Genomic DNA, 13,158 nt, shown 5'->3' with positions numbered 1-13,158 from the left:
GGTGGTGGACACGGCGTGAGCGGCGACGGGCCGGCGCTGCTGGCGGTCAGTGATCTGCACGTGAGCCACCTCGGCAATCGCGAGGTGGTCGAGCAGATCCGGCCGAACACGCCGGGGGACTGGCTGATCGTGGCCGGCGACGTCGCGGAGAAGATCGAGAGCGTCCGCTGGGCGCTCTCGGCCCTGCGCGAGCGGTTCGCCAAGGTGATCTGGGTGCCGGGAAACCACGAATTATGGACCACGGCACTGGATCCCGGACATCTGCGCGGTACGGGCAAGTACAACGCCCTGGTCACGGCCTGCCGCGAGCTCGACGTGGTGACGCCGGAGGATCCCTATCCGGTCTGGGAGGGCCCGGGCGGGCCCGCCGTGCTGGCCCCGCTGTTCCTGCTCTACGACTACTCCTTCCTGCCGCGCGGAATCGACACCAAGGCAGCGGGTTTGGCGCTCGCGGAAGCCAGGGGCACCCTGGCCACCGATGAGCACCTGCTCGCCTGCGACCCCTACGACTCGCGGGAGCAGTGGTGCGCCGAGCGCGTGCGCTACACCCGCGAGCGGCTGGACGCCGTGGACCCCAAGCTGCCGCTGGTACTGATCAATCACTTTCCCCTGCTGCGCACTCCGACCGATCGGCTGTTCCGGTCGGAGTTCGCGATGTGGTGCGGCACCGAGCTCACCGCGGACTGGCATCGCCGGTACAACGTGGCCTGCGTGGTGTACGGGCACCTGCACATCCGCCGCACCGATCATTTCGACGGGGTGCGCTTCGAAGAGGTGTCGATCGGCTATCCGCGCGAATGGCGGCGGCGCGGCCTGCCCGATCCGCTGCTCTGTCAAATCCTGCCCGCCCCCGGCGATTTCGCCCGCAACAACTCGATCGGGCGGCGCACCGTGGATCGCGCGATGCGATTGGCGGTTTCGCTGGCCCGCCAGGTCCCCGGCGACAAAGGACGGCTATCACGATGAATTCGACCACGGACCCCCGGGCAGTTCTGGAACAGGAACTCGGGGCTCGGCTACCCGCCCTGGCGGCGCTCTCGCAGGAGCAGTGCGCCGACCTGCTGTCGCTGCTGCGCACCGCGCCGCAGCGCGACCGCAGGCTGGCGCGCAAGGAGCTGGCGGCCAAGAACGCCGCCCGCCCCCGTCCCGTCCGCGCGCTCGTGGGCGCGGTGCTGCTCGGGCGGCGCGCATGAGCGAGCGCGCGACCCGAATCCAACTGGGCAAACTCGCCGACGCGCTGCACGTGGACGCGGCGCGCATCGACTACCTCGAAGCACTGGACGCCGAGGACCTCTCGGAGCTGCGGGACCGGCTGGTCGCCACCCTGCACGAGCGCTACGCCGTCGAATACGCGCGACTGACGCGAATCGGCCGGCTCGCGCCGCTGCGGGTGGCGGTCCCGCTCGCCACCGGCGTGCTGCCGCCGCGACTGCTGGGCCGTTCGCTCAGCGCGGCGCTGCTGGACAACCGGACCGACCGATCCATGTCGATGCTCTCCAAGATCGACCCGGTGGCGGTCGCCGACGCCGCGCCGTTCATGAACCCCAAGGTGATGGGTGAAGTCGCCGAGCGGGCCGATCCCGAACTGCTGGGCGCGGTGATGGACGAGTTGCTGGCCCGCAAGGACTTCGCCACCGCCGACCTGTTCGCGGACTACGCCGCCGCGATGTTCATGGCGCCCGACTCGGGCGTGGACCTCGCGGTGGCCCCCGCGCCGCCGCAACCCCGGGTCCGTCGCATCACCGTGCTCGGCAGGGCCTTCGCCCGCCGTGTCCGCGAGTTCGTCAGGAGACGACAATGACCGACAATGACAGTCTGCTCGAGGTAGCGGTCATCGGCGCCGGATTCTCCGGCATCTGCGCCGGGATCAAGCTGCGCCAGGCCGGGATAACGAATTTCGCGCTCATCGAGCAGGCCGAGGACATCGGCGGGGTGTGGTACTGGAACACCTATCCCGATGTGGCCGTGGACATTCCGGTCTGGGGATACAGCTTCTCCTTCGAGCGGAATCCGGACTGGGAGTACGCGTACGCCCGGGGCCACGAGATCAAGGCGTACGCCGACAGGTGCGTGGACAGGTACGGGGTCCGGCCGCATCTGCGGCTGAATACCGAAGTGCTGGCGGCCACCTGGGACGACACCGAGCACCACTGGCGGCTGGACACCACGCAGGGGCCCATACACGCCCGGTTCATCATCATCGCCTACGGCGGCCTCGGCCGGCCGAAGTACCCGGACATCGAGGGACTCGACAGGTTCAACGGCCGGGTGATCCACAGTGCGCGCTGGGATCACGAGCACGACATGACGGGCACCCGGGTCGGGGTAATCGGCACGGGATCCTCGGCGGTGCAGGTCATCCCGGCAATGGCCAAGATCGCCGAGCGGGTGCACGTCTTTCAGCGCACGCCGATCTGGGTGCTGCCCAAACCGGACTTCCCGCTCCCGGCGCTGCTGCGGTTCGGCTACAAGATCCTGCCCTTCATGATGTTCATTCCGCGCTGGATAGCGGTCTTCTGGCTCGAAGTCCTCTACAACGCGGTGTTCCGGTACAAGATCCCCGCGTCGGTGACCTTCCTGGAATCGATCATCAAGTTCGCGCTGCGGCGCTGGGTGCCGGACCCCGAGACCCGGGCCAAGCTCACCCCGAACTACCGGTTCGGCTGCAAGTTCCTGTCGATGTCGAGCACGTACTACAAGGCTTTCGCCCGCGACAACGTCGATCTCGTCACCGCCGACATCGCCGAGATCACCGAGACCGGTCTGCGGACCGCGGACGGCGCGCACCACGAATTCGACACCCTCATCCTGGCAACGGGTTTCGAGACGCTCGACGAGACCAATCTGCCCCGCTTCAAGACCACCGGGCGCGGCGGGCAGGACCTGCGCTCACTCATCGTGGCCAACCGCAAGGGACAGTACGAGGGCCTGACCCTGCCGCAGATGCCGAACAACTTCACCGTCCCCGGTCTCTACGCCATGACGGGTTCCTTCTTCGTCACCATCGAGAGCAGCGTCGACCACGTGGTGCGCTGCATCCTCGAAGCGCGCCGCCGGGGCGCCACCTCCGTGGAGATCAAGCCGGATCCCTACCGCGAGTTCGTGGCCGAGATGATCGAACGCCAAGGGAAGACGCTGTTCTACCGTTCGCACTGCGAGCGCACGCACAGCTGGTACTTCGACGAGAACGGCGATGTGCCGCTGTTCCGGCCCACCAGCACCGTCGAGGCGGCCTGGCGCACCCGGCATTCCCCGATCGAGCACTACTCGTTCACCTCGATCGGGGACACCGCGGCCTCATGACCGAATCGCTCATGCGTGACGTCTCGGACACCGCCCGCTGGGTGGCGGGGTTCCGGGCGATCGAATCGGCTCGTCCCGACGCGCTGTTCCGCGACCCGCTCGCGGCGGCACTGGCGGGCCCGCGCGGTGCGGCCATGGCCGCCGCGACGACCATGTGGCCGACGGTGGTCCGGACCAAGCTCCTGGACGATCTGATCCTGGACACGCTGGCCCGGGGCTGTGATCGGGTGATCAACCTCGCCGCGGGCCTCGACACCCGGCCCTACCGGCTGCCGATCCCGGCCGAGATCGACTGGTACGAAGCGGATCTGCCCGCGCTGAGCGCCTACAAGGAATCGGTGCTGGCCGGCGAACGGGCGCACTGCCGCCGCGTCGTCGCCCAGGTGGATCTCACCGATTCCGGCGCGCTGACCGACTTCCTGGTGGAGGCGACCGCCGGGGCCGGCCGGGTGCTGGTTCTGACCGAGGGCCTGCTGCCGTATCTGACAGCCGATGCCGTCGGTCGGCTGTCCACGCTGCTGCGGCGGCCGCCGATCCGCTGGTGGCTGATGGACCACTGGTCACCGGGCGTGCGGTACGGCGTCAACCGCACGCTCGGTCGCGAACTGGGTTCCGCGAAATGGCATTTCGCGTCCAGCCTCGACTTCTTCGAGGGCTGGTCCGTCGACGCGGCGCACTCGACGTTCCGCGCTGCGGCGCGCTGGCGGCGTTCACCGCTGCCGCTGCGCGGTTCGGCGTTGCTGCCCGACCACGCGATCGGCCCACTAGAGCGCTCCAGGCTGTGGAGCGGGGCCGTTCGGCTCACGCCCGCCGGGGCGCAGGAGCCGCCGGCGCACAGAACTTCTCAGGAGACAGAACGATGAGCGACCCCGAGCCCACCCGCGTAGAGGTCGCGGTGATCGGCGCCGGCTTCGGCGGCATCGGCGCCGGAATTCGGCTGCGGGACGCGGGCATCGAGGACTTCGTCATCCTCGACCGGGCGGACCGGGTGGGCGGGGCCTGGCAGGCCAACACCTATCCCGATGTCGCGGTGGATATTCCGATGTGCAGCTACGCGTTCTCCTTCGAACCGAACCTGCTCAGCACACGCACCTATCCCACCGGCGACGAGATCCAGGCGTACGCCGAGAGCTGCGTCGACAAATACGGGCTGCGCGCGCACCTGCGCCTGAACACCGAGGTGACCGGACTCGCGTTCGACGAGCGCGAGCACATGTGGGACGTGCGGACGAGCGCGGGGCCCGTGCGGGCCAGGTTCGTCATCGTGGCGCACGGCCCGCTCGTGCAGCCGCGGACCCCCGACATCGAAGGCCTGGACTCGTTCGCGGGCACGGTGATCCACACCGCGCGCTGGGATCACGACCATGATCTCGAGGGCGCCAGTGTCGGAGTGATCGGTACCGGATCCTCGGCGGTGCAGCTGATTCCGCCGGTGGCCGAGCGCGCCAAGCGGCTGCACGTCTTCCAGCGCAGCGCGGTGTGGGTCGTGCCGAAGCTGGACCTCCCGGTGCCCCGCGCCCTGCGGTGGGCCTTCCGGATGCTGCCGCTGATCCTGCGGGTGATCCGCTTCCAGATCGATGTGATGCACGAGCTGATCGCCTATTTCGCATTCCGCCGCAAGCTTCCGGCGACGGTGCGGCTGATCGAGCGTCTCTCGCTGAACGCCATGCGCAAACAGGTGCCCGACGAGCGATTGCGCGCGCAGTTGACGCCGGACTACCGCTACGGCTGTAAACGTCCGTCGATCTCGAGCAACTACCACCGGACCTTCACCCGGGACAACGTCGAGCTCGTGACCGACCCCATCGTGCGCGTCACCGAGACCGGCATCCTCACCGCGGACGGCGAGCACCGCGAACTCGACACCATCGTGCTGGCCACCGGCTTTCGGGTCTTCGGGCGGGGAGCCAACCCGCCGTTCCCGATCCTCGGCCGCGACGGCGTGGATCTGGCCGACTACTACGAGACCAATCGCTCGGGGGCCTACGAGGGCGTGACCCTGCCCGGATGGCCCAACAGCTTCTCGGTCCTGGGCACCACGTATTCCTTCACCTCCCTGTACTTCCCGATGATCGAGAACTCCACCCGGCACGCCGTCCGGTGCATCCGGGAGATGTACGCGCGCGGTGCGACCTGCGTCGAGATCAAGGCGGAACCGCACGCCGAGTTCGTGCGGGACATGCGGCGGCGGCAGTCGACCTCGGTGTTCCTCACCGGCGCCTGCACCACCTCGACCTTCCTCGATCAGCACGGCGACTCACCGGTCTTCCGGCCCACGACCGCCTTGACCGCCCGGTGGCGATCCGGGCACTTCCCGCTCGAGCACTACTCCTTCACCACGAAAATCGCGACGGACCAGGGGTCTTCGCAGGATCGGAGCCAATCGTGACCGAACCGTCGATCCGCGATGTCTCCGACACCGCCCGCTGGGTGGCGGCCTACCGGGCGATCGAATCCGAGCGCCCGGACGCCCTGTACCGGGATCCTTTGGCGGCCAGGCTCGCCGGGCCGGAGGGCGTCTCCATGACCGCCACCGGGCCGAGCATGTGGCCCACGGTGGTGCGGACCAAACTCATCGACGACCTGATCCTGGATTCGATCGCCGCGGGCTGCGACCGGGTCGTGAACCTGGCCGCCGGCCTGGACACCCGGCCGTTCCGGCTGGCGCTGCCCGCCGAACTCGACTGGTACGAAGCGGATCTGCCCGAGCTGCTCGGATACAAGGAGTCGGTGCTGGCGGGGGAGACGCCGAACTGCCGTCGCATCACCCGGACGGTCGATGTCACCGACACCGCGGCGCTGACCGCCTTCCTCGACGAGGCGACCGCGGGGGCGCGGAACACGCTGGTGCTCACCGAGGGCCTGCTGCCGTACCTGCGTCCCGCCGACGTGGCGACCCTGCGCGACGCGCTGCGCCGGCCCGACGTTCGCTGGTGGGCCATAGATCACTGGTCGCCCGGCATGCTGCGCATGGTCAATCTGACCCTGGGCCGCAAACTCGCGTCCGCCCGTTGGCAATTCGCCGCGCCCCTGGACTTCTTCCGGGGCTGGACCGTGGACTCGGCGGCGTCGGTCTTCCGGGCGGCCGCGCTGGCCAAGCGGTCGCAGCCGGTGCTGCGCGGTTCGGCCTGGACGCCGGAGCACGCGATCGGGCCGCTGGAGAAGTCGCTGCTGTGGTGCGGCGCCGTGCGTTTCACCCACGCGGACGTGCGGGGGACCGAGTGAATCGAAGGGGCGGACAGATCCGATGAACTCACTCTCGAGCGAACCCGTCGCCATCGTCGGCATGTCGGGCCGCTTTCCCGGGGCCGCGGACATCGACGCGCTGTGGGAACTGCTGACCGCGCGGGGTACGGCCATCAGGCCGGTACCGGCGGAGCGCTGGGACGCGCAGGCCCCGCTGGACCGCGACCGGCGGATCCAGGCGGTCGGCGGGTTCCTCGAGGGTGTGGACCGGTTCGACGCGGCGTTCTTCGGCATCTCCCCGCGCGAGGCCGCCGACATCGACCCGCAGCAGCGGCTGATGCTCGAAATGGCTTGGCGGGCACTCGAAGACGGGCGCGTGCCCGCCGAATCGCTGCGCGGGACGCGCGGCGGGGTCTACATCGGCGCGTCCTGGCACGACTACGAGACGTTGCGCAAGGAACGTGGGCTGGGCGCGAGCCAGCACAGTGCGGTCGGCTCCGCGCTGGATGTCATCGCGGCGCGTGTGTCGTACTTCCTCGGACTGACCGGCCCGAGTCTGACCGTCGAGACCGGATGCTCCTCGGCGCTGGTCGGGCTCGACCTGGCGGTCCGGGCCATTCGCTCGGGAGACATCGACTCGGCCCTGGTCGGCGGCGTGAATCTGATTCTCGCGCCCGATGTTTCGATCGGACTGACGCATTTCGGCGGACTGTCCGAGCGCGGCCGATGCGCGGCGTTCGGGGCGGAGGCGGACGGCTTCGTGCGCGGTGAGGGCGTGGTCGCGATCTATCTCAAACCGCTGTCCGCCGCGGTGCGCGCCGGTGACCGGATCCGGGCCGTCATCGAGCGCACCGTGGTGAACAACGACGGCGGCGGCCCGAGCCTGGTGACGCCCAGCCTCGACGGTCAGCGCGATCTGCTGCGCCGGGCCTACCCGCCCGGCGAACTCGACCTCGGCGGCATCGCCTACCTCGAAGCGCACGGAACCGGCACGCGCCGTGGCGATCCCATCGAAGCGCAGGCCCTCGGCGAGATCCTGGGCGCACGCCGCGACCCCGCCGCCGGTCCCCTCCCGATCGGCTCTATCAAGACCAATATCGGCCACCTCGAAGCGGCCGCGGGCATAGCCGGCCTGGTGAAGGCCGTCCTCTGCCTGGAACACGGCCGCATCCCACCCACCCTGCACGCCGAGACCCCCAACCCCGACATCCCGTTCGACGCCCTGAACCTGCGAATCGCCCAGGAACACAGCGGCTTCGAGACCGGTCCGAACGCCTACGTCGGCGTGAACTCCTTCGGCTGGGGCGGCACCAACGCACACGTGGTGCTGCGCGGCGCGGAGACCACCGCCCGCTCCGCCGCGGTACCCGTGGTTGCGGCCCCGGATACGTCGCCCGCCGGTTTCGGGGCTCGCGCCGTGGACGATGTCGCACGGTCGGATGCCGGGGCCGGCACCGTCTCGGCCGTCCGGGGATTCGTGCCGGTGTCGGGTCACTCGGCGGAGGCACTGCGACAGCGCTGCCGGGATATCGCGGACCTGCTGGACTCCGCAGCGAACGGACTGCCCGCGATCGCGGCCGCGCTGGGTCGGCGCGCTCCGGCCCTGCCGCTGCGTGTGGGCGTGCTCGGGACCGAGCCGGGTGAGGTCGCCGCGGCGCTGCGCGAGTACGCCGACGACCCGGGGGCCGAGACCCCGCCGGTGGTGAGCGGGCGGGCGCGGGAGCTCGGGCGCACGGCGTTCGTCTTTCCCGGGCAGGGGAGTCAATGGCACGGGCTGAGTGCCGCGCTGTACGGGCGGGACGCGGCGTTCACCACGACGCTCGACGCGTGCGCGGCAGCGCTGCAGCCACACGTGGACTGGGATCCGGTCGCGGTGCTCTCCGGTGCCGCGGGACCGGGCTGGCTCGATCGGGTCGACCAGGTGCAGCCGGTGTTGTGGGCGCTGTCCCTGGGCATCGCGGCCATGTGGCGGCGGGCGGGGATCGAGCCCGACGTGGTGATCGGGCACTCTCAGGGTGAGATCGCGGCGGCCGCCGTGGCGGGCCTGCTCGATCTCGACGACGCCGCCCGGATCGTGGCCCGGCGCAGCGCGCTGCTGCGGTCGGTAGCGGGCAAAGGGCGCATGCTGGCCGTGGAGCTCGCGGCCGACGAGATCCCGGACGCGATAGCGGGTTTCGAGGATGACGTGGCGCTGGCGGTGCACAACGGGCCGACCTCGTGCGTGCTGTCCGGTGACGCCGACGCCATCGAGGCGCTGAGCGAGATACTCGGCGCGGACGGCATCTTCTGCCGGTTGGTGAACGTGGACTATGCCTCGCACAGCCCGCGGATGGGGGAGTTGCGCGCGCCGCTGCTTGCCGAACTCGCCGATGTCTCGCCTATGCCGGGTTCGGTCGAGATGATGTCGACGGTGCTGGTGCGACCGATGGCGGCGAGCGAACCGGGTGCCGAGTACTGGGTCGAGAACCTGTGCCGTCCGGTACTTTTCGCGGATTCGATGAACGCGTTGTTCGACGCCGGCGTGACCCATGTGATCGAGATCAGCCCGCATCCGGTGCTGCTCCCCGCCGTGGAGCAGCTCGCCGCCGCGCGCGCGGTGCCGCCCGTCGTACTGCCGTCGTGCTACCGCGACCGCGATCCGGGCGCGGAGATGGCACGCAGCCTCGCCCGGGCCTTCGTCGCCGGTCTGCGCCCCGGTGCGGACGAGGTGTCCGGCGCGAATGTCGAGCTGCCGCCGTATCCGCTGACGCCGCAGTCGCATTGGCTCCCCGAGGGCGCCGCGGCGCCCGTGGCGACCGCCGATCCATTGCGAGTTCCGGTGTTGCCCAGCTCCATCGACTCCACGGCATGGCAGGCGACGGCGCCGATCGACCCGAACGCCCAGGCGTGGCTGACCGATCACCGCGTCGGTGACGCGGTGGTGGTACCCGGGGCGATGATGGCCGCCCTCGCCCTCGCGACGGTGGGCACCCACCTCGGTGCGCGCCCGGCGGCGCTGTCGGGGCTGCGATTCATCGAGAAGCTGGTGCTGGGAGTCTCCCCGGCGCTTGCCGAAGTGACGATGCGCCAGGACTTCTCGGACGGCGTGAGCTTCGAGATCGCCTCGCTGTCGGCCGACACCGGGGGCTGGACCGTGCACGCTCGCGGTCGCGCAATGCACACCCTCGACCACCCGGCCGCGCCCCGGCCCTACCCGGAGGCCGATCTCCCGCACGCACAGATCATCGAGCCCGCCGACTTCTACGCGGCCTGCGCCCGGCGCGGGCTCGCCTACGGCCCCGACTTCCGAGGCGTGCGCGCACTTCGACACTGGCGGAACGGCTCCGAACGTGCGGCCCTGGCGGAGATCGCCCTCAGCGACCGTGCCCGCGCGCAGGCACATCCGGGCGAACTCCACCCCACCCTGCTGGACTGCGCGATGCAGATCGCACTGCCGCTGTTCGACGGCGAGCACACCGTGCTGCCCGCCGGCATCGCCGAACTGATCCTGGACGCCGACCCGGCCGGATTCGTGGACACCGCCTGGGCATACGCGATCCGCCGCTCGGCCACGACCGCCGACATCCACCTCTACAACACGGGCCGCGCCCCCCTGGCCCGCCTGCTCGGCCTCGAACTCGTCGCGATCGACCCCGGCCCCGCCGCCACCCGCCGCTATGACCGCGAGTTCGTCCTGAACCTGCGCCCGTCCCCGCGCGTCCCGAACGCGAGCGGCAAGACGGAGTCGTTCGCGATCATCGGCCCGGTGCCCCACACCACCGAACTGGTTGCGGCCCTGCGCCGTCACGGCGCGCAGGCAACCGCCCTCGACTCCGCCACTGCTCTCGACTCTGCGACGACCCTGGACTCTGCGACGACTTCCGGCTCCGCGCCAGTGCTCGGCTCCGCGATGGTGCCGGACTCTGCCACGGCCCTCGACGCTGCTGAGGCGTCCGGCTCCACGACGGTCCCGGATTCGCCCGCCCTCGGAGCCGTCGGGACTTCTGGTTCGGCGACAGTTGTCGGTTCGGCCACGGCGGCGGACTCCACCGTGGAGTTTGACCCCGTCGAAGCGGTTGGTCGTACAGAAGCCCCCGGTTCTTCCGGGTTCGCGGATGTCGCCGCCGTCATCGAAGCGGCCGGCACCGTGGTGTACCTCGCACCCGCCGAGCAGCAGGGCCTGCACCCGCAGCGCGGGGGACTGGCCGAACTCGCCGACCTCGTACGGACGTGCGCCCGAACGACTTCCACCCCGCCGCGCCTGGTCGTGGTGACCAGCCAGGCGCAGGCCGTCGACGCCACCGAGCGTCCCGACCCCGGCGGCGCGCTGTACTGGGGTTTCACTCGCGTGCTGCGTCGCGAGCATCCCGAACTGTCGGCCGAGATCATCGATCTCGGCGCGCCCGGGGACAGCACCGCCCCGGAGCGGGACGGCCGGTTCGCGGACTGCGCCGACGAACTGCTCGCGCGCACCAGCGCAGACCAGGTGGTGCTGCGGGCGGGACAGCGCTACACGGGCCGACTCGAACGGGGTGAGCGCCCGGAGCCGTCCGTCCCGCCGCGACCGTGGCGTACCCCCGCCCAGCCTTTCCGGCTCGCCCGAACCCCCGGACGCTTCTGGGACGGGCTGCGCTACCGGCCGCTCGAGGTGCGCGGGCCCGGCGTGGGCGAGGTGCTGATCGAAACAGACGCGGCGGCACTGAATTTCATCGACGCGATGAAGGCCGCGGGCACCTACCCCGACGATTCGGCCGCACCCGACCTGCTCGGTCTCGAATGCGCGGGCGTGATCCGCGCGGTCGGTCCCGCCGTGGCCGGCCGCGCCGTGGGGGATCGGGTGGTGGGCTGCGGATTCGGCGCCATGGCATCGCATCTCACCGTGCGCGCCGATCACACACAGCCGATCCCGGCGGGCATGACCTTCGAAGTCGCCGCCGCGCTGCCCATGGTGACCACCACGGCCTGGTACGCACTGGCCGTCCTGGCTCGGCTCGCGCCGGGAGAGACGGTCCTGATCCATTCCGGGACAGGCGGATTGGGCCTGGCGGCCATCGGCGTCGCCCGGAGTCTCGGGGCCAGGATCATCGCGACCGCGGGCACCGCGGAGCGCCGGGAGTACCTGCGCCGCGAACAGCGCATCGAGCACGTCTTCGACTCGCGCGGCCTGACCTGGGCCGACGAGATCCGGAAAGTGACCGGCGGTCACGGGGTCGACGTGCTGCTCAACTCCCTTGGCGGCGTCGCCATCGACCTGGGCATGCGGGTGCTCGCCGAGGACGGGCGCTTCATCGAGGTGGGCAAGAAGGACATCTACGCCGATCGCCGAATCGGCCTGCACCACTTCGCGAAGGGCATAAGCTTCGCCGCGGTCGATCTCACGGGGTTGATGGCGCGCCGGCCCGACCGCTTCGCGGCCGTCTTCGCCGCGGCCTGGTCGCGAATCCGCGCCGGTGAACTCGCGCCGCTGCCGATCACCGCGCACCATTTCGCCGCCGTCGCCCCCGCGCTGCAGCGCATGACCCGGGGCGACCACATCGGCAAGCTGGTGCTCACCGATCCGGAAACGGTCACCGAAATCACCCCGGAGCCGCTGCCGGACGGTCGTTTCCGCGCACACGGCACCTACGTGATCACCGGCGGCCACGGCGCGCTGGGCCGCAGCCTGGCCGCACATCTACTCGACGCCGGCGCGGGTGCGGTGGCCCTGATCGGCCGCAGCGCGCCGGGCCCGGTGGGACACCCCGCGATGCACAGCTACCGGGCCGACGTCGCGGACGCGGAATCGCTCGCTGCCGCACTGGATTCGATTCGTGCCGAACTGCCTCCCGTGCGGGGGGTCTTCCACGCGGCGGGCATCCTGGACGACGCCACCATCCTCGGCCTGAACGCGGAACAGCTCGACCGCGTGCTCCGCCCCAAGATCGACGGAGCCCGCCACCTCGACGCGCTCACCGCCGCGGACCCCTTGGACCTGTTCGTCCTGTTCTCCTCGGCCGCGGCGCTGGTCGGCAACCCGGGGCAGGCCGCGTACGCCGCGGCCAACTCGTACCTCGACGCGCTGGCCCTGGCCCGGCGGCATGCGGGCCGGCCCGGACTGAGCGTGCAGTGGGGGCCCTTCGCGGACGTGGGCCTGGCTGCCGCACAGGAGAACCGGGGCGCGCGGCTGGCAGAGCAGGGGATGAGCAGCTTCGGCACGCAGGACGCCTGGGCCGCGCTCACCGCCTTCCTCTGCGAGGATCGCGCCGTGGTCGGCTACCTGTCCTTCGACCAGCGTCAATGGTTCGACGCCTACCCCGACGCCGCCGCCCAGGAGAGCTGGCAGGGACTGCGCGCGAGTGCCTCGGACGCTCGAACCGGCGGAACCGGTGGCGAATTCCACGCCGCCTGGGCCGCCGCGACCACCGATGATCGCCAGATCCTGGTGCGGGACAAGATTGTCGAGGTGGCCGCGCGCGTATTGCGCATGCCCCCCGCCGAACTCGACACGAGCACGCCGTTCAAGGCGCTCGGACTCGACTCGCTCATGAGCCTGGAAATGCGCAATCGCCTGGAATCGGCGTTCGCGCTGCGGCTTTCACCCACGCTGCTGTGGACCTACGGAACCACCGAGACCCTGGCGGGCGCGATCGGCGAGCGACTCGTCCGCACGCCCGCCGGGGTCGAGGCGGCGACTGCCTGACGGCACCGGAT

Annotated in this window: 8 protein-coding genes; all 8 read left to right on the top strand. The window is 70.6% G+C overall.

Features of this window, described 5'->3' with window-relative positions:
* Positions 1-15 precede the first annotated feature (15 nt).
* Genes ACFVBH_RS38355 through ACFVBH_RS38320 form a run of 8 tightly spaced genes read left to right on the top strand, consistent with a single transcriptional unit; the run spans position 16 to position 13,147 of the window.
* Entirely contained in the window at positions 16-966 is a 951-nt protein-coding gene (locus tag ACFVBH_RS38355) for a metallophosphoesterase family protein (RefSeq protein WP_379012109.1), read from the top strand.
* Positions 963-1,193 (top strand): hypothetical protein, encoded by a 231-nt coding sequence (locus ACFVBH_RS38350; protein WP_354984982.1) that lies wholly within the window; start codon positions 963-965, stop codon positions 1,191-1,193. The genes ACFVBH_RS38355 and ACFVBH_RS38350 overlap by 4 nt, the downstream gene beginning before the upstream one ends.
* Positions 1,190-1,801: a hypothetical protein gene (locus ACFVBH_RS38345; RefSeq protein ID WP_379010857.1), complete on the top strand. Its 612-nt coding sequence runs from the start codon at positions 1,190-1,192 to the stop codon at positions 1,799-1,801. Before ACFVBH_RS38350 ends, ACFVBH_RS38345 begins: the two co-directional genes overlap by 4 nt.
* Entirely contained in the window at positions 1,798-3,303 is a 1,506-nt protein-coding gene (locus ACFVBH_RS38340; RefSeq protein ID WP_379010854.1) for a flavin-containing monooxygenase, read from the top strand. The genes ACFVBH_RS38345 and ACFVBH_RS38340 overlap by 4 nt, the downstream gene beginning before the upstream one ends.
* On the top strand, positions 3,300-4,166 hold the full coding sequence (locus tag ACFVBH_RS38335) for a class I SAM-dependent methyltransferase (protein WP_379010848.1): 867 nt from the start codon (positions 3,300-3,302) through the stop codon (positions 4,164-4,166). The genes ACFVBH_RS38340 and ACFVBH_RS38335 overlap by 4 nt, the downstream gene beginning before the upstream one ends.
* Positions 4,163-5,692, top strand: a complete 1,530-nt coding sequence (locus ACFVBH_RS38330) for a flavin-containing monooxygenase (protein WP_379010843.1) — start codon at positions 4,163-4,165, stop codon at positions 5,690-5,692. The genes ACFVBH_RS38335 and ACFVBH_RS38330 overlap by 4 nt, the downstream gene beginning before the upstream one ends.
* Positions 5,686-6,528 (top strand): class I SAM-dependent methyltransferase, encoded by an 843-nt coding sequence (locus ACFVBH_RS38325; RefSeq protein ID WP_379012104.1) that lies wholly within the window; start codon positions 5,686-5,688, stop codon positions 6,526-6,528. Before ACFVBH_RS38330 ends, ACFVBH_RS38325 begins: the two co-directional genes overlap by 7 nt.
* Before the next feature lie 22 nt (positions 6,529-6,550).
* The gene (locus tag ACFVBH_RS38320; protein ID WP_379010837.1) at positions 6,551-13,147 is read left to right on the top strand and encodes an SDR family NAD(P)-dependent oxidoreductase; all 6,597 of its coding nucleotides are present in this window, start codon (positions 6,551-6,553) and stop codon (positions 13,145-13,147) included.
* Positions 13,148-13,158 lie beyond the last annotated feature (11 nt).

This window comes from Nocardia sp. NPDC057668 (genome assembly GCF_042799795.1).
Taxonomy (GTDB): Bacteria; Actinomycetota; Actinomycetes; order Mycobacteriales; family Mycobacteriaceae; genus Nocardia.
The sequence above is the reverse complement of the archived record's forward strand: the minus strand, read 5'-3'. Positions and strand labels throughout refer to the sequence as shown.

Coding starts and splice junctions, on each gene's coding strand:
- ACFVBH_RS38340 (WP_379010854.1), top strand. CDS start 1,798: ATGACCGACAATGACAGTCTGCTCGAGGTAGCGGTCATCGGCGCCGGA.
- ACFVBH_RS38330 (WP_379010843.1), top strand. CDS start 4,163: ATGAGCGACCCCGAGCCCACCCGCGTAGAGGTCGCGGTGATCGGCGCC.
- ACFVBH_RS38335 (WP_379010848.1), top strand. CDS start 3,300: ATGACCGAATCGCTCATGCGTGACGTCTCGGACACCGCCCGCTGGGTG.
- ACFVBH_RS38320 (WP_379010837.1), top strand. CDS start 6,551: ATGAACTCACTCTCGAGCGAACCCGTCGCCATCGTCGGCATGTCGGGC.
- ACFVBH_RS38345 (WP_379010857.1), top strand. CDS start 1,190: ATGAGCGAGCGCGCGACCCGAATCCAACTGGGCAAACTCGCCGACGCG.
- ACFVBH_RS38350 (WP_354984982.1), top strand. CDS start 963: ATGAATTCGACCACGGACCCCCGGGCAGTTCTGGAACAGGAACTCGGG.